At 63.3% G+C, this 15778-nt stretch carries 15 protein-coding genes and 1 tRNA gene; 8 read left to right on the forward strand and 8 right to left on the reverse strand.

From position 1 onward, the window contains the following. Positions 1-7 precede the first annotated feature (7 nt). Complete coding sequence (locus J9885_RS19575) at positions 8-1414, forward strand: YfcC family protein (protein WP_210550487.1); 1407 nt, start codon at positions 8-10, stop codon at positions 1412-1414. Between the two features lie 131 nt (positions 1415-1545). Here the strand turns inward: J9885_RS19575 and J9885_RS19580 are convergent, their stop codons facing one another. The 5 genes from J9885_RS19580 to J9885_RS19600 form a co-directional block, all read right to left on the reverse strand. Further along, positions 1546-2037, reverse strand: a complete 492-nt coding sequence (locus tag J9885_RS19580; RefSeq protein WP_043764017.1) for an ArgR family transcriptional regulator — start codon at positions 2035-2037, stop codon at positions 1546-1548. 214 nt (positions 2038-2251) lie between these two features. Beyond that, positions 2252-2716, reverse strand: coding sequence for an aspartate carbamoyltransferase regulatory subunit (gene pyrI / locus J9885_RS19585; protein WP_043764016.1), 465 nt, complete (start codon positions 2714-2716; stop codon positions 2252-2254). Positions 2717-2732: 16 nt separating this feature from the next. Beyond that, positions 2733-3653, reverse strand: coding sequence for an aspartate carbamoyltransferase (pyrB, locus tag J9885_RS19590; RefSeq protein ID WP_043764030.1), 921 nt, complete (start codon positions 3651-3653; stop codon positions 2733-2735). Continuing rightward, positions 3634-3828 carry a hypothetical protein gene (locus J9885_RS19595; RefSeq protein WP_167576489.1) on the reverse strand — a complete coding sequence of 65 codons (195 nt, stop codon included), beginning with the start codon at positions 3826-3828 and terminating at the stop codon, positions 3634-3636. Before J9885_RS19595 ends, pyrB begins: the two co-directional genes overlap by 20 nt. Before the next feature lie 99 nt (positions 3829-3927). Beyond that, entirely contained in the window at positions 3928-4470 is a 543-nt protein-coding gene (locus J9885_RS19600) for a hypothetical protein (RefSeq protein ID WP_210550488.1), read from the reverse strand. A gap of 202 nt (positions 4471-4672) precedes the next feature. Between J9885_RS19600 and J9885_RS19605 the strand changes: the two genes are divergently transcribed. Both J9885_RS19605 and J9885_RS19610 read left to right on the forward strand, forming a co-directional pair. Then, positions 4673-4749: transfer RNA gene (locus J9885_RS19605), tRNA-Trp, on the forward strand. 343 nt (positions 4750-5092) lie between these two features. Continuing rightward, the gene (locus tag J9885_RS19610; protein WP_210550489.1) at positions 5093-5920 is read left to right on the forward strand and encodes an alpha/beta hydrolase; all 828 of its coding nucleotides are present in this window, start codon (positions 5093-5095) and stop codon (positions 5918-5920) included. 54 nt (positions 5921-5974) lie between these two features. On the opposite strand, the gene J9885_RS19615 is transcribed toward J9885_RS19610, so the two are convergent. Continuing rightward, positions 5975-6571: a LysE family translocator gene (locus tag J9885_RS19615; protein WP_210550490.1), complete on the reverse strand. Its 597-nt coding sequence runs from the start codon at positions 6569-6571 to the stop codon at positions 5975-5977. Between the two features lie 103 nt (positions 6572-6674). On the opposite strand from J9885_RS19615, the gene J9885_RS19620 reads away from it, so the two are divergent. Then, on the forward strand, positions 6675-7586 hold the full coding sequence (locus tag J9885_RS19620; protein WP_043764012.1) for a LysR substrate-binding domain-containing protein: 912 nt from the start codon (positions 6675-6677) through the stop codon (positions 7584-7586). 276 nt (positions 7587-7862) lie between these two features. Here J9885_RS19620 and J9885_RS19625 read toward each other — a convergent pair whose 3' ends face one another. Then, complete coding sequence (locus tag J9885_RS19625; protein ID WP_210550491.1) at positions 7863-8366, reverse strand: lipocalin family protein; 504 nt, start codon at positions 8364-8366, stop codon at positions 7863-7865. Continuing rightward, positions 8367-9290 carry an AraC family transcriptional regulator gene (locus J9885_RS19630; protein WP_134694283.1) on the reverse strand — a complete coding sequence of 308 codons (924 nt, stop codon included), beginning with the start codon at positions 9288-9290 and terminating at the stop codon, positions 8367-8369. It abuts the gene before it with no gap. Between the two features lie 118 nt (positions 9291-9408). On the opposite strand from J9885_RS19630, the gene yqhD reads away from it, so the two are divergent. The 4 genes from yqhD to J9885_RS19650 all read left to right on the forward strand — a co-directional run bounded on the left by yqhD (position 9409) and on the right by J9885_RS19650 (position 15714). Next, on the forward strand, positions 9409-10572 hold the full coding sequence (gene yqhD, locus J9885_RS19635; RefSeq protein ID WP_210550492.1) for an alcohol dehydrogenase: 1164 nt from the start codon (positions 9409-9411) through the stop codon (positions 10570-10572). Between the two features lie 506 nt (positions 10573-11078). After that, positions 11079-12605 (forward strand): Re/Si-specific NAD(P)(+) transhydrogenase subunit alpha, encoded by a 1527-nt coding sequence (locus J9885_RS19640; RefSeq protein WP_043764008.1) that lies wholly within the window; start codon positions 11079-11081, stop codon positions 12603-12605. Positions 12606-12616: 11 nt separating this feature from the next. Beyond that, the gene (gene pntB / locus J9885_RS19645; RefSeq protein WP_210550493.1) at positions 12617-14101 is read left to right on the forward strand and encodes a Re/Si-specific NAD(P)(+) transhydrogenase subunit beta; all 1485 of its coding nucleotides are present in this window, start codon (positions 12617-12619) and stop codon (positions 14099-14101) included. Between the two features lie 320 nt (positions 14102-14421). Then, positions 14422-15714: an L-serine ammonia-lyase, iron-sulfur-dependent, subunit alpha gene (locus J9885_RS19650; protein WP_134694286.1), complete on the forward strand. Its 1293-nt coding sequence runs from the start codon at positions 14422-14424 to the stop codon at positions 15712-15714. Positions 15715-15778: the final 64 nt, after the last annotated feature.

Below are 15778 nucleotides of genomic sequence, written 5' to 3' on the forward strand. Positions count from 1 at the left end.
CTGGACCATGACCAAATTCAAGTTCCCGTCAGCCTACACGATTTTGTTTGTGCTGATCGCCCTGGTGGCCGCCCTGAGCTGGATAGTGCCCGCCGGCAAATACGAGATGACCATGAACGAGGCCCTCGGCAAGGAAGTGCCGGTGGCCGGTACCTACAAGCTGGTGGATGCCAATCCCCAGGGCATCGTCGACGTGCTGCTGGCACCCATCGACGGCCTCTACAACCACGACACCTATGAGGCTGGCGCCATCGACGTCTCCCTCTTCATCCTGATCATCGGTGGCTTCCTCGGCATCGTGACCAAGACGGGGGCCATCGACGCCGGCATCGAGCGCGTCACCGACCGCCTGCGCGGCCGCGAGGAGTGGATGATCCCCATCCTGATGGCGCTGTTCGCCGCAGGGGGCACCATCTACGGCATGGCCGAAGAGTCCCTGCCGTTCTACACCCTGCTGGTGCCCGTGATGATGGCCGCCCGCTTTGACCCTGTCGTCGCCGCCGCCACCGTGCTGCTGGGGGCCGGCATCGGTACCCTGGGCTCCACCATCAACCCGTTCGCCACCGTGATCGCCGCCAACGCCGCCGGCATCTCCTTCACCGACGGCATCTGGCTGCGCGTGGCCATGCTGGTGGCCGGCTGGATCCTCTGTGTCGCCTACGTGATGCGTTACGCCAAGATGGTGCGCAACGATCCGAGCAAGTCCCTGGTGGCCGACAAGTGGGAAGAGAACCGCGCCCACTTCCTCGGCAACAAGAGTGACCAGATGCTGGAGTTCACCTTGACCCGCAAGATCGTGCTGGGCATCTTCGTCGCCGCCTTCGCCGTGATGATCTACGGGGTGGCCGTACTGGGCTGGTGGATGGCGCAGATCTCCGGTGTCTTCCTGGCTTCCGCCATCATCGTCGGCCTCATCTCCCGCATGAGCGAGGAAGAGCTGACCTCCAACTTCATCGACGGTGCCCGTGACCTGCTCGGCGTGGCCCTCATCATCGGTATCGCCCGCGGTATCGTGGTGGTGATGGACAACGGCATGATCACCCACACCATCTTGCACAGTGCGGAAGGCATAGTGACCGGCCTCTCCACCGTGGTGTTCATCAACGTGATGTTCGCGCTGGAAGTGGTGCTCTCCTTCCTGGTGCCGTCCTCCTCCGGCCTGGCCGTGCTGACCATGCCGATCATGGCGCCGCTCGCCGACTTCGCCAACGTGGGTCGCGAGCTGGTGGTTACCGCCTACCAGTCCGCCTCCGGCCTGGTGAACCTGGTGACCCCGACCTCCGCCGTGGTCATGGGCGGCCTGGCCATCGCCAAGGTGCCCTATGTGCGCTACCTGAAGTGGGTGGCCCCGCTGCTCGGCCTGCTGACCGTGCTGATCGTGGCCTGCCTGAGCCTGGGCGCCATGCTGGCATGACGCTGAGATCGACACCGCAAACGGGAGCCAGGGGCTCCCGTTTTTTTTATGATGGCGGCCTGATCCCCGGCAAACCACGGACAATAAAAAGGCGACCCCCAGGGTCGCCTTGCTGCATGCGGGGGAGGGGCCTAGCGTGCCCGCTCCAGGGTGCGCACCACGGCGGCATGGGCCTGGCGGGTGCGGCTGATGTGGCGCGGGGCGATCAGCACCACGTCGTTGCCGGCCACGGCCCCCAGGATCTCCGGATCGGCATGGCGGTCCAGCAGGCGGGCGACCACGGTGGCTGCGCCCGGCGTGGTGTGCACCAGCACCATCTGCTGGTTGTGCACCACGGCGCGCACCATGTCGTGCACGGAGCGGGTACTGCCGGCGGGCTCCAGCTGCTCCTCCACTAGCGTGTAGACCTTCTTGCCGTTGGCATTCTGGGCCTTGGCGACACCGAGGCGACGCAGCAGGCGGGAGATGGTGGACTGGCTGATGTCGGCGAAACCGCGCACGGAGAGCTCGCGGCGGATCTCCTCCTGGGTGCTGTAGCAGTGCTGGCCGATGATCTGGCGGCAGGCATCGAGCTGAGCCTGGTCGGACTCTTGATCCAGGGGGCGGCTGAGGGTCTTGACCATGGCGACTTCCTTTGATGATGAGCGATGGCTATCTCGCCCAGTCTGTCATTCCTGTTTTTCATAGCAAAAAACACTGATGACGAGCCTTCCCGCAGGGGATGAGCGATGCCTAGCCGTTATGAGATGGCAAATTATAACCAAAGGGGGAAAAAGTGATGTGACAGGAGTCAAAAATGGGCCCGGAGGGGCCCACATGGATATTTTTGACGGGGTATCAGTAGCGCTCGCTGACGATGTCCTGGGTGAAGGACTTCTCGCAGTATTTGCACTTCATGCGCACCGCGCCCTTCACCTCGCGCACGCGGAAGTAGCTGTCCACCGGCTCGTTGTGGGAGATGCAGTTGGAGTTGGGGCAGTGGAACACCCCGGCGATGAACTCCGGCAGCGCCAGCTGGTGTTTCTTCACCACCACGAAGTCTTCGATGATGTTGACGGTGGCCTTGGGGGCGAACAGGGCCAGCTGGTTGGCCTGCTGTTCGGTCAGGCGGGTGTTCTCTATCTTGATGAGATCCTTCTTGCCCAGGGCGCCGGATTTCAGGTTGAAGCCGACGGTGATCCGCTCCTGGGTCTCGATCAGCTGGAACAGCTTGAGGATCTTGATGCCCTGGCCGGCGGGGACGTGGTCGATGACGGAGCCGTGACGGATGGCTTCGACTTGCAGTTGGTTCTTCTCGGACATGATGTTCCCCTTTCCCTTATACGGTTTCGTTCAGTACCAGTGCCAGCAGAGCCTGGCGCGCATAGACCCCGTTCTCTGCCTGCTGGAAGTAGTAGGCGTGAGGGGTCTTGTCGACGGCCACGTCGATCTCGTCGACCCGGGGCAGGGGATGCAGGATCTTCATGGTGGGCTTGGCCCCTTCCAGGGTGGCCAGTTCCAGCACGAACTTGGCGGCCATGTGCTTGTACTCGGTCTCGTCGAAACGCTCTTTCTGGACGCGGGTCATGTAGAGGATGTCGAGCTCCGGCATTACCTCTTCCATGGTCTCGTGCACGCTGAACTGGATGCCCTTCTCTTCCAGCTCCTCGCACAGGTAGTCCGGCATGGCCAGCGCCTCCGGGGAGATGAAGAAGAAGCGGCAGTTGAACAGGCTCAGGGCCTGGGCCAGGGAGTGGACGGTGCGGCCATATTTCAGGTCGCCGACGAAGGCGACGTTGAGGCCGTCCAGGCGCCCTTGGGTCTCGTGGATGGAGAAGAGGTCGAGCAGGGTCTGGGTCGGATGCTGGTTGGAGCCGTCACCGCCGTTGATGACAGGTACCCGGGAGAACTCGGAGGCGAGGCGGGCGGCGCCCTCTTTCGGGTGACGCATCACCACCGCATCGGAGTAGGAGCCGATGATCTTGATGGAGTCGGCCAGGGTCTCGCCCTTCTTGGCGCTGGTGTTACCGCCGTCGGCGAAGCCGATGATGTTGCCGCCCAGGCGCTGGACCGCGGTCTCGAAGGAGAGGCGGGTACGGGTGGAGGCCTCGAAGAAGCAGCTGGCGACCAGCTTGTCTTTCAGCAGGCGGGTGTCGGGTTCGGCCTTCAACCGCTGAGCGGTGGCGACCACCAGTTCCATGTCAGACCGGGTCAGGTCCGAGATGGAGATGACGTGTTTGTTATAGAGTGGATTGGTCATCGTCTGCATTCCCTTTGACATCAATGAAGGTTTTTCCGGCACAAAAAAAAGCCCCTGAAACAGGGGCTTTTTTTAAAAACAATTGGGGATCTGTGGGTCGGGAACCGGAAACAACGGGGCCGCTCTGGTGCGCTCCACCCGTCTGCAAGGCTGCTTTTTTCATCAAAAACGGCATCGTCCTGTCCCGACCTTTTTTCAAACCGGACAGATTATAGAGTCGCTTTTTGAATTGTCAAAAATTTATTTCAAAGGCAATATTTGCGCGGAAAAACGTTTAAGTGTTGCGAACGGGTCGGCAAACCCACACCTGGTGCTGCGCCCGCAGTGGCTCGCCATCCTGCGCCATGGCGCGCAGATAGCCGAGCCTGTGGTGCCCCTCCAGCAGGCAATAGGGGGAGGGCAGGGGTTGCCCGTTCGGGTAGCTGTCCCCTGCCGTCGATGCCAGCACGATGACCGGTTCTGGCCAGCTCCCTTCGCTCAACATCTTCTCCCCGAGCCAGGAGCGGCGCACGTAACGGTTGTGGCGCAGCATCTCGCCCCAGCGGTCGATCACCTCCATGTGGCGGGAGTCTATCTCGCCCACAATGCGGGCGGTGGACCAGCGTTCACACTCGAAGCCGTGGCTGGCGAGATCGATAAAGCTCCAGTTGGATTCAAAACCGCGCCAATGGCGGTAAATCCACTGGGTGAGCACGTTCTCGGGGATGAAGGGCACCAGGGGGGAGACCCGGGCGAGATAGTCGGTCAGGGACTCGGTTTGGCGCTCGTCCCTGAAGTTGAGCGGCGCAAGTTGTTGCAGCAATCGGTAATTGAGCATGGGCGACCTCCCTCTACCTGAGTTCACCCTACCCCCATTTGTGTCCCATTCCTACCCTGTTGAGGCTGCAAATACAGCGGCTTATCCCTGTTTCTTGCTGGAAGTGCGACGATTTGCTCGTCATTTGTTCGATCGCATCAAAAGTGAGAAAAAAAGCCTTTACCTTTGATCCCGGCTTTGTATAATTCGCCTCGTTTGTTGCAGGGGCGTAGTTCCAATTGGTAGAACAGCGGTCTCCAAAACCGATGGTTGCGGGTTCGAGTCCTGCCGCCCCTGCCATTTTTCAGAGAGGCCAGCTCATTGAGCTGGCCTTTCGCATTTCTGCTCTCCCGATATACTCCCGTGTACCCTCTTGCGTCGCCACCTCCTGCTGCTCGCCCCCTGTCCTGACTAGGCGTCAGTATGTCGCTCACGGTGATGGCATCTTGCCTGGCGTTCTCTTCTCTACTTGCTCTTCATTGCGGGTCTTCATCCGGCGATGATCCGGCAATTCGAATGAACTTCGTCATCTTCATAGCCTGAGCGAATGGGGTCGATACCCGGAACAAAATTCTCTCTGTCACCCTGTCTGGTGATAATCGGGGGCCAGCCCATGGTGGCAGACCCGTATCAAGGAGATCCCATGTCCCCCCGCTTTACCGAATGGACCCAGCCCCTGCACCTGGGGGAGGTCCGGCTCGACATTTCCGCCATCGGCCGCGACGGTCGGCGAGCCCCTGTCGTCTTCCTGCACGGCTTTGGCTCCACCAAGGAGGATTACGCCGATGTGGTCCATCACCCGGACTTCGATGACCGCCCCTTCCTGGCCTGGGATGCCCCCGGCTGCGGCGCCACGACCATAGATAATCCGGCGCGCATCGACCTGCCCCTGCTGGTGGCGACGGCGACTGCGGCGGCGATGATCGACAGCCGGGGCTGGGGGCAATACCACCTGGTGGGGCACTCCATGGGCGGGCTGACGGCCCTGCTGCTGGCGCACCTGAGGCCGGAGCGAGTGTTGAGCTTCACCAGCATAGAGGGCAACCTGGCGCCGGAGGATTGCTTCCTGAGCCGTCAGGTGCACGAGCACCCGGCGCAGGAGGACGAGGTCTTCTTTGCCGCCTTTATCGAGCGGACCCGCCACGGGCGCGATCTGGCGAGCACCCTCTATGCGGCCTCCCTGCGCCACAAGGTGCGCGCCGGGGCGGTGCGCCCCATCTTTCGCTCCATGGTGGCCTGCTCGGACGAGGGAGCGCTGCTCGACAAGTTCCTGGGGCTGCCCTGCCCGGTTCACTTCATGTATGGCGAGCAGAATGCCCACCTCTCCTACCTCGATACGCTGGCGCGGGAGGGCGTTCGTCTGACCTCCATCCCCCAGTGCGGCCACTTCCCCATGTACTCCAACCCCGTGCTGATGTGGTGGGCGCTGGCCGAATTCTTCGAGGAGAGTGAGCGCCGCCTCGACCGCTAGGCGGCGTTTTATCCCGGGAGCTAGGCCGGCTCCCGGGACCATGGCGCGAACGGTCTAGCTCCGCAGCAGCAGGATGGCGAGCAGCAGAAAGGCGAGGGCGCTGATGCGGTTGAACAGGCGCCCACCCCCTCCTTGCAGCCAGCGCCGCGCCTTGCGGGCCGAGAGGATGTAACCGCCGTGTACCATCATCATGAGCAGGCAGAAGCTGGAGACCAGTAGCAGAAACTGCGGCAGGTAGGCGCGCTGCGGATCGATGAACTGAGGCAGTATGGAGAGAAAGAAGATCAGCGCGTTGGGGTTCGAGAATTGCAGCATGACCCCTTCCAGAAAGAGGTGGCGGTGCGCCGCCGGGGGCGCGTCTCCCGGCAGGGCGGGGACGGAGCGCCACAGCTTGATGCCGAGCCAGAGGAGATAGAGGCTGCCCCCATAGCGCACCAGCTCGAAGGTGGTGGGAGAGGCGGCGATGAGCACCCCCAGGCTGGTTGCCGACAGGGTGGCGACCGCGAGCACGCCGAAGGTGAGGCCGGCCATGCCCACCAGAGCCGGGCCCAGCCCGTGGTTGAGGGCGTTGGTAAGGGACTTGAGGGTGCTGGGGCCTGGGCTCAGTATGGTCAGGGCCGCCAGGGCGAGAAACATCAGGTAGAGGTGCACGGGGACTCCAGTAGAGTTGACGGGGACGGCGTATTGTTCGGCGCGCTGCCCTATACGTAAAATCCAAAGAAAGTAACGAGACGATTCGTAGAGGCTATGGAACATGATCAATTTCCGACTCGTCAGGCACCTATGGCTGTTCCTAGCGGTGGCCGAGGAGCGACACTTCGGGCGGGCCGCCCGCCGCCTCGGCATGACCCAGCCGCCCCTGACCGAGCAGATCAAGGTGCTGGAGCACGCCCTGAGGGTGAAGCTGTTCGATCGCACCCCCAAGGGAGTGCAGCTGACGCCGGCGGGGCAGGCGATCCTGCCGGCGGTGCGGCGGCTGGCGGATCACCTGGAGCACCTGGAGCTGACGGTGCGGGAGGCGGCGGCGGGCCAGGTGGGGGTGCTGACCATAGGGGCCATCACCTCCGCCATGCTGGACGAGCTGCCCAGGGTGATCGAGCGCCTCAAGCTAAGCCACCCCGGGGTCACCGTCTCGGTGCGGGAGATAGACAGTGCCGACGCCATTCCGGCGCTGGAGAGCGGCGAGCTGGATCTGGCGCTGGTGCGGCTGGCCGAGCAGCAGGAGGGGAGCATCCGGGTGCACCCCCTCAAGCAGGATCGGCTGGCCGTGGCGCTGCCGGCCACCCATCCGCTGGCGTGTGAGTCGGTCGTGCCCCTGGCCGCCCTGGCGGAAACCCCCTTCGTGCTGTTCCCCCGCGCCCTCAATCCGACCTACTTCGACACCCTGATGGCCTGCTGTCACGGGGCCGGGTTCGCTCCCAGGGTGCTGCACGAGGCGCGCACCGTGGCCTCCCAGGTGGCCTTCGTCGGCTGTGGCCAGGGGGTGGCGCTGGTGCCGGAGACGCTGCACAAGAGCGCCCCCGCCAACGTGGTCATCCTGCCGCTGGCGGGGGAGGTGCAGGTGGTGACCACGGCGCTGGCCTGGCATCGGGAGCGGCCTCCCGCCCTGCTCGATCTGCTGCTGACCGAGCTGGCGGGGCTCCCTTCTGAGCCGATCTCTTCGTGAATACGCCGCGATAAATCCAAAACTCAGTAGAGGCTGCCGGTCAGGTGACGTTTTACTGCGGGTTATGTTGTGCCGGGTTCACGACGCCACCGCCGATCTCAGGCCGCTGACCGAGCGGCTGGAGCGGGAGATTGAGCGCTTCCGGCTCCAGAGACGAGCCGGCAGGACAGCGACACAAGGCAACCTCGGGTCGCCTTGTGTCATGCTGCGGGCTCGATCTGAAAGCCCGCGGTGAAGGGGTGCCGGGATCGCCCGTCGCGAACCCGTGGCGGGCCCCTAGCGCTGACTGACCCGGATCAACGCGTCGGTATTGAACCCCAGAGCGCGGGCCCGGGCGATCAGGGCCTGGACTCCGGCTTCGGGGGGCTCTGGGGTGCGCGACAGGATCCAGAGGTACTGCAGGTTGTAGCTGCTCACCAGGGTGAGCTCGTAGTCGGTGGCGAGGACGTTGTAGCTGCCGTAGAAGGGGCCGAAGAAGCTTACCTTGAGGCGCCCCTCGTCCTTTGCCCCCAGGAAGTAGGCGCGCCCCTCGGCCTCGCGCCAGCTGCCGTCGGGCTCCTGACCCCGGTTGATCACCCTGACCCCGCCGTCATCCCGCAGGCTGTAGGTGGCGGTGACCCGGTTCAGGCCGCGCTCGAAGCCGTGGTCGAGGCGGGCTATCTCGTACCAGGTGCCGAGGTAGCGATCGAGGTAAAACGGCCTGACCACCTGGTGCCCCTGCGGAATGCCGGTGCAGGCGCTGACCAGCAGGGCCAGCATCCCCAAAACCAATACGCGCATCTATCCCTCCACGATACGAAGTTGTCCCTCGCGAAAACGCGCCGCGTGCTCGCTCGGAGTGTTGCCGAAGAAGCGCTTGTACTCGCGACTGAACTGGGAGCCGCTCTCGTAGCCGACCCGCCCGGCCGCCACCCCGGCCTTGAGGCCGTCGTGCAGCATCATCATGCGCGCCCGGTGCAGGCGCAGGGTCTTGATGTACTGCAGGGGCGAGGTGGCGGTGGCCGACTTGAAGTGGTGGTGGAAGGCCGACACGCTCATGTTGGCCTCCCCCGCCAGCTCCTCCACCGTCAGGTTCTCGGTAAAGCGCTGCTCCATGATACGCAGCACCCGGGCTATCTGGCTCACCTGGCTGTGGCGGCTGGCCATGGCGAGCAGGGCAGGCCCGCCGCCGTCGTGCAGGGCGTGGAACAGGATCTCGCGCACTATCTGGGGGCCCAGCACCCGGGCGTGCAGGGGCTTGTCCATCACGTCGATGAGGCGCTCCACGGCGCACAGCATGAGCTCGGAGAGGGGGACCGACACCACGCCGCGGCCCGGCTCGGCCGGGGCGGGGGCCGCATCCCCCATCTCCAGCAGCAGGGCCTGCAGGGCCGCCACGTCGATCTCCAGCGACAGGCCGACCAGGGGCGCCTCGGGAGAGGCGAAGCACTCGCACTCGCAGGGCAGCGGCAGGGTCATCATCAGGTAGTGATCGGGGTCGTAGCGGAAGGTGAAGTCCGAGAGGTAACCCACCTTGTGCCCCTGCAGGATGATGATCATGCGCGGGCGGTAGAGCACCGGGATGCGGTCGTGGTGCTCCGTGGTGTAGATGAGGTGCACACCGGGCACCGGGGCCGGCGTGATGCCCTGGCGTGGCGCCAGGGCGGCGAGCCGGGCAGCCAGGGTGGACTGGTGTGTCGTCGCAGGGGGCTGAATTGTGCTCATTTTTCCAGGCTTAGTAGGAATAGGCAAAAAATTGGCAGAATGTTCCCTTGATGGTAAGCCTCGACAGGAGAAAAATGCAACTCATCCCATAGCGACCATTCCTACCCGAGGAGATCCCATGAACAACTTCATCCTGCACACCCCGACCAAGGTGCTGTTCGGCAAGGGCCAGGTAGCCCAGCTCCGTGACCAGATCCCCGGCGATGCCCGCGTGCTCATCACCTATGGCGGCGGCAGCGTGGTGCGCAGCGGCCTGCTGGCCCAGATCCGCAGCGAGCTGGCCGGCATGACCCTGTTCGAGTTCGGCGGCATCGAGCCCAACCCCGCCTACGAGACCCTGATGGGGGCCGTCGAGCTGGCCCGTGCCGAGAAGGTCGACTTCCTGCTGGCGGTCGGCGGCGGCTCCGTGCTGGACGGCACCAAGTTCATCGCGGCGGCGGCCCACTACGATCCGGCCCGGGATCCCTGGCACATCCTCGAGACTGTCGGGGGCGAGGTGGGTTCCGCCATCCCGCTCGGTACCGTATTGACCCTGCCGGCCACCGGCTCGGAGATGAACATGGGGGCGGTCATCACCCGCAAGAGCACGGGTGACAAGCAGCACTTCTTCTCCCCCTTCGTGATGCCGCGCTTCGCCGTGCTGGATCCCGTGCTCACCTACACCCTGCCGGCGCGCCAGGTGGCGAACGGCGTGGTGGATGCCTTCATCCACACCCTGGAGCAGTACCTCACCTACCCGGTGAACGCCAAGGTGCAGGATCGCTTCGCCGAGGGTCTGCTGCTGACTCTGGCCGAAGAGGGCCCCAAGGCGCTGGTGGAGCCGGAGAACTACGACGTGCGCGCCAACATCATGTGGAGCGCCACGCTGGCCCTCAACGGCCTGATCGGGGCCGGCGTGCCCCAGGACTGGGCCACTCACATGCTGGGCCACGAGCTGACCGCCCTGCACGGCCTGGACCACGCCCAGACCCTGGCGGTGGTACTGCCCGCCCTGCTGCAGGCCAAGCGTGAACAGAAGCATGCCAAGCTGCTGCAATACGCCGAGCGGGTCTGGGATCTGCGCAGCGGCAGCGAGGAGGAGCGCATCGACGGGGCCATCGCTGCCACCCGCGACTTCTTCGAGCGCATGGGGGTCAAGACCCGGCTGCGTGACTACGGCATGGCGGACGCCGGCATCGACGCCCTGCTGGCCAAGCTCGAGGAGCACGGCATGACCAGCCTGGGTGAGCACGGCGACATCGACCTGGCACAGAGCCGGCATATTTATGAGGCGGCCTGGTAAGAGGCGAGCAATGGACCCCGGTTCTGGCCGGGGTTGAACGAGGGGGCCGACACCTGCCAGATGGCGGGGGATCGGCCCCCTGATCGTTACAAAATGGTTATTTTTTCCGATTTCGTTTCATCTGGTGAGCCAGGGGCAGATTTCATAAGAACAAAAAACGCTAAGGTAGAGGTGGGACAAAACATTTTTTTTGACTGGTTGGATCACTTTTTTTGGCGCTTTTTGCTGATATAAGCCCCTAATTTGGTTTGTTTTTTTTAATCATGGGCCGGGATGGGCTGAATTCTGTACCCGCTCGCTCGGGGCCGTGGTTGTAATAAAACTCCAAAATTTGATACTAATCACCCTCGCGCCTGAAAAGCGGGGGCCTGACCGTGACAGGAGGTCGAGGTGAAGCCTGCTGATTTTCATAACAAAGGGCCCGTGACCTGCACTTTGATCATGCCTTGTCCCCTCAGACATGAGAGACTGGGCAATGATTGTTTATTAACCATCAGGGAATAGTCATGCAGATTGGAATACCGAGAGAGAGTCTCGCCGGTGAAACCCGGGTCGCAGCGACCCCGGCTACCGTCGAGCAGCTGAAAAAGCTCGGCTTCGAGGTTGCCATCGAGGCCGGTGCCGGCCTGCGAGCCAGCTTCGACGATGCCGCCTTCGAGGCTGCCGGTGCCAGCGTGGTACCGAACGTCTGGCAAGCCGACCTTATCTTCAAGGTCAACGCGCCGACCGAGGCCGAAATCGCACAAATTAAGGATGGTGCCACCCTGGTGAGCTTCATCTGGCCTGCCCAGAACCCCGAGCTGGTCAAGAAGCTTTCCGAGCGCAACATCAATGTGATGGCGATGGACATGGTACCGCGGATCTCCCGTGCCCAGTCCCTCGATGCCCTCTCTTCCATGGCCAACATCGGTGGCTATCGCGCCGTGGTCGAAGCCGCGCACCAGTTCGGTCGCTTCTTCACCGGGCAGATCACCGCCGCCGGTAAAGTACCGCCCGCCAAGGTGCTGGTCATCGGTGCCGGCGTGGCCGGTCTGGCCGCCATCGGGACTGCCGGTTCCCTCGGTGCCATCGTGCGTGCGTTCGACACCCGTCTGGAAGTGGCCGAGCAGATCGAGTCCATGGGTGGGGAATTCCTCAAGCTGGACTTCGGTGGCGAGGATGGTTCCTCCTCCGATGGTTACGCCAAGGTGATGAGCGAAGAGTTCATCAAGGCCGAGATGGAGCTGTTCGCCCAGCAGGCGAAGGAAGTGGACATCATCATCACTACCGCCCTGATCCCGGGCAAGCCGGCTCCGAAGCTGATCACCAAAGAGATGGTGGACAGCATGAAGCCGGGCTCCGTCATCGTGGACATGGCGGCCCAGGCCGGCGGCAACTGCGAATACACTGTGCCGGGTGAACTGCATGTCACCGACAGCGGCGTCAAGGTGATCGGCTACACCGATCTGCCGGGTCGTCTGCCTGCCCAATCCTCCCAGCTCTACGGGACCAACCTGGTCAACCTGATGAAGCTGATGTGCAAGGAGAAGGACGGCAACGTCGCCATCGACTTCGAAGACGTGGTGCAGCGCAACATGACCGTGGTCCAGGCCGGTGAAGTGACCTTCCCGCCCCCCGCGATCTCCGTCTCTGCCGCTCCGCAGAAACCGGCTGCCGCCAAAGTGGCCGCCAAGAAGGAAGAGGCCAAGCCCTCCAACAAGAAGTTCGTGTTCGGTGCCCTCGGCATCGCCGCCTTCGGTTGGGTTGCTGCCGTGGCGCCTGCCGCCTTCCTGTCCCACTTCACCGTCTTCATCCTGGCCTGTGTGGTCGGTTACTACGTGGTGTGGAATGTCTCTCACGCCCTGCACACGCCGCTGATGTCGGTCACCAATGCCATCTCCGGCATTATCGTGGTCGGTGCCCTGCTGCAGATTGGGCAAGGGTCGACCCTGGTCACCGTTCTGGCCTTCGTGGCCGTGCTGATTGCCAGTATCAACATCTTCGGTGGCTTCACCGTCACCCAGCGCATGCTGAAGATGTTCCGTAAGGATTAAGGGGGTTTAACGTGTCTCAAGGACTGGTAACAGCATCCTATATCGTTGCCGCCGTGCTCTTCATCCTCAGTCTCGCGGGACTGTCGAAGCAAGAAACGGCCAAGCATGGCAACCTGTTCGGTATCGCGGGCATGGCCATCGCCCTGCTCGCCACCGTCTTCAACCCGGAAACCAGTGGCGTTCACTGGATCATCCTGGCCATGGTCATCGGCGGCGCCATCGGCGTGCGTCTGGCGCTCAAGGTCGAGATGACCGAGATGCCCGAGCTGGTGGCCGTGCTGCACAGCTTCGTGGGCATGGCGGCCGTGCTGGTGGGCTTCAACAGCTTCATCGATCTGCACCCCTCTGCGCCGGCTGAAGTCGTCGTCTCCGTCGGTTCCAACCTGGATGCGACCCTGGCAGCCGCCCGGGCGGCGTTCGAGCAGGCGGCCAGTGTCGCCCAGGTCGAGCACCTCTCCGGCGCCATGCTGAACATCCACCTGGTGGAAGTGTTCCTGGGCGTCTTCATCGGTGCGGTGACCTTCACCGGTTCCGTGGTGGCGTTCGGCAAGCTGCGTGGCCTCATCTCTTCCAAGCCGCTGATGCTGCCGCACCGCCACAAGCTGAACCTGTTGGCCGTGATCGTGTCCCTGGTGCTGATGATCCACTTCGTCAACGCGGGTGGCTCCACCTTCGCCCTGCTGGTAATGACTCTGATCGCCTTCGCCTTCGGCTGGCACCTGGTGGCCTCCATCGGCGGCGCCGACATGCCGGTGGTGGTCTCCATGCTGAACTCCTACTCCGGTTGGGCGGCGGCGGCGGCGGGCTTCATGCTCTCCAACGACCTGCTGATCGTCACCGGTGCCCTGGTGGGCTCCTCCGGTGCCATCCTGTCCTACATCATGTGCAAGGCGATGAACCGCTCCTTCATCTCCGTGATCGCTGGTGGCTTCGGCTCCGACGGCGTGGCCTCCACCGCCGAGCAGGAGCTGGGCGAATACCGCGAGACCAACGCCGAAGACGTGGCGGACATGCTGAAGAACGCTCACTCCGTCATCATCACCCCGGGCTATGGCATGGCGGTGGCGCAGGCTCAGTACCCGGTGGCCGAGATCACCCAGAAGCTGCGTGACCGCGGCGTCAAGGTGCGCTTCGGTATTCACCCGGTTGCCGGTCGTCTGCCTGGTCACATGAACGTGCTGCTGGCGGAAGCCAAGGTTCCCTACGATATCGTGCTGGAAATGGACGAGATCAACGAGGACTTCGGCGACACCGACGTGGTGCTGGTGATCGGTGCGAACGACACCGTGAACCCGGCCGCCATGGAAGATCCGGGCAGCCCCATTGCCGGCATGCCGGTGCTGGAAGTGTGGAAGGCGCAGAACGTCATCGGCTTCAAGCGCTCCATGAACACTGGCTACGCCGGTGTGCAGAACCCGCTGTTCTTCAAGGACAACACCCAGATGTTGTTTGGCGATGCCAAGGCCAGCGTCGAGGCCATCCTGAAGGCGCTCTAAGCGTCGCTGGGATGAAACAAAGAGGAGGCTTCGGCCTCCTTTTTTTATTGCCTGTTTTTACCGGAGGCAAGGCATTGATGACAAAGAGGTTCGGTTGACATGACGAGACATGCCCGTCGGCGCGGCTCAGCAATCCGGTGACCTTGCCCCAGAGGGAAGGCATAATGGCGGCAAAAGGCGGGGAGGTTCAATTTTAGTTGATGCCCACCCCGTTAGAATCAAATCAAGTTGCATGAACCGGGTGCCCGGCGGGCTACCCCGAGGCCTGACCCGACACCGTGAAGAGATGCCCGCGGCACAGTGAACCAGAGAAACCACAGATGAAAGCACAATGGACCGACTTTATTACCCTGCTCAAGCGTGAAGTGGTGCCGGCCCTGGGCTGTACCGAACCCATGTCGGTCGCCCTTGCGGCGGCCAACTGCCGCAAGCTGCTGGGACAGGCGCCGACCCGCACCAGCGTCTGGGTCAGCGGCAATCTGTTCAAGAACGGTATGGGGGTCGGGGTGCCCGGCACCGGCATGATAGGCCTGCCGGTAGCGGCGGCCGTCGGCATCACCGGGGGCAACCCGGATGCCGGGCTGGAGGTGCTCAAGGGACTCACCGCCGAGCAGGTCGAGGCAGCCAGGGCACTGCTGCCGACCATCACGGTGGACGTGAAGGACGTGCCTGATGTCCTCTACGCCGAGGTGCTGGCGGAGGTGGAGGGCCACAGTGCCCGGGTGGTGATCTGCACGGATCACACCCGCATCGTGCTGATGGAGAAGGATGGCGAGGTGTTGATGGCGCAGGACAGCGCCCCGGGTGTGCAGATCCAGCCCGCGAAGTCCGACAAGCCCGCCATGTCCCTGCGGGAGATCGTCGACTTCGCATTGCAGGCGCCGCTCGCCGAGATCGACTTCATCCGCGAGGCGGCCACCATGAACCAGGCCCTGGCGGATGAAGGGCTGCAGGGCTATGGCCTGCGCATCGGCAAGATCCTGACCGAACAGGTGGAGCGCAAGCTGCTCTCCGATGACTTGATGACCCTGGCTATGCGTCTCTCCTCCGCCGCCTCCGATGCGCGGATGGACGGCGCCATGCTGCCCGCCATGTCCAACTCGGGGTCGGGCAATCAGGGCATTGCCGCCACCATGCCGGTGGTCGCCGCCGCCCGCTTCCTCAAGGCCGATGACGAGCAGCTGGCCCGGGCGCTGGTGATGAGCCACCTGGTGGCCATCTACATCAAGGCCTACCAGAACAAGCTCTCTGCCCTGTGTGCCGCCAGCACCGCCGCCATGGGATCGGGCGCCGCCATCACCTGGCTGCTGGGCGGTCAGTTCGAGCAGATCAGCCACTGCATCAACAACATGATTGGTGACGTCTCGGGCATCATCTGCGATGGGGCGGGGAGTGCCTGCTCCATGAAGGTCTCTACCTCCACCTCGGCGGCGGTGAAATCCTCCCTCATGGCCATCAACAACCTGCGGGTGCCCCAGAGCGAGGGGATCGTCTCGGATGACGTGGATCAGACCATCGCGAACCTGGGGCGTCTCTCCAGGGAGGGGATGCTGGATACCGACATCGAGATCATCAACATCATGCGGGCCAAGCAGCAGGGGAAGCACCAATAACCTCGGGGGGCCACCGTCGGGCATAAAAAAACCGGAGCCAGTGGCTCCGGTTTTTTTATTGTCC

Origin of the sequence: Aeromonas sp. SrichE-2G, assembly GCF_017939565.1 — a bacterium.
In the GTDB taxonomy this organism is placed as follows: Bacteria; Pseudomonadota; Gammaproteobacteria; order Enterobacterales; family Aeromonadaceae; genus Aeromonas; species Aeromonas taiwanensis.

Excerpts from the sequence above, each read along its gene's own strand:
- J9885_RS19595 (WP_167576489.1), bottom strand. The coding sequence starts at position 3,828 with ATGCCGTTTTTGATGAAAAAAGCAGCCTTGCAGACGGGTGGAGCGCAC.
- J9885_RS19620 (WP_043764012.1), top strand. The coding sequence starts at position 6,675 with ATGATCAATTTCCGACTCGTCAGGCACCTATGGCTGTTCCTAGCGGTG.
- J9885_RS19580 (WP_043764017.1), bottom strand. The coding sequence starts at position 2,037 with ATGGTCAAGACCCTCAGCCGCCCCCTGGATCAAGAGTCCGACCAGGCT.
- J9885_RS19610 (WP_210550489.1), top strand. The coding sequence starts at position 5,093 with ATGTCCCCCCGCTTTACCGAATGGACCCAGCCCCTGCACCTGGGGGAG.
- J9885_RS19630 (WP_134694283.1), bottom strand. The coding sequence starts at position 9,290 with ATGAGCACAATTCAGCCCCCTGCGACGACACACCAGTCCACCCTGGCT.
- pyrI (WP_043764016.1), bottom strand. The coding sequence starts at position 2,716 with ATGTCCGAGAAGAACCAACTGCAAGTCGAAGCCATCCGTCACGGCTCC.
- J9885_RS19600 (WP_210550488.1), bottom strand. The coding sequence starts at position 4,470 with ATGCTCAATTACCGATTGCTGCAACAACTTGCGCCGCTCAACTTCAGG.
- pyrB (WP_043764030.1), bottom strand. The coding sequence starts at position 3,653 with ATGACCAATCCACTCTATAACAAACACGTCATCTCCATCTCGGACCTG.
- J9885_RS19650 (WP_134694286.1), top strand. The coding sequence starts at position 14,422 with ATGAAAGCACAATGGACCGACTTTATTACCCTGCTCAAGCGTGAAGTG.
- J9885_RS19575 (WP_210550487.1), top strand. The coding sequence starts at position 8 with ATGACCAAATTCAAGTTCCCGTCAGCCTACACGATTTTGTTTGTGCTG.
- J9885_RS19640 (WP_043764008.1), top strand. The coding sequence starts at position 11,079 with ATGCAGATTGGAATACCGAGAGAGAGTCTCGCCGGTGAAACCCGGGTC.
- J9885_RS19625 (WP_210550491.1), bottom strand. The coding sequence starts at position 8,366 with ATGCGCGTATTGGTTTTGGGGATGCTGGCCCTGCTGGTCAGCGCCTGC.
- yqhD (WP_210550492.1), top strand. The coding sequence starts at position 9,409 with ATGAACAACTTCATCCTGCACACCCCGACCAAGGTGCTGTTCGGCAAG.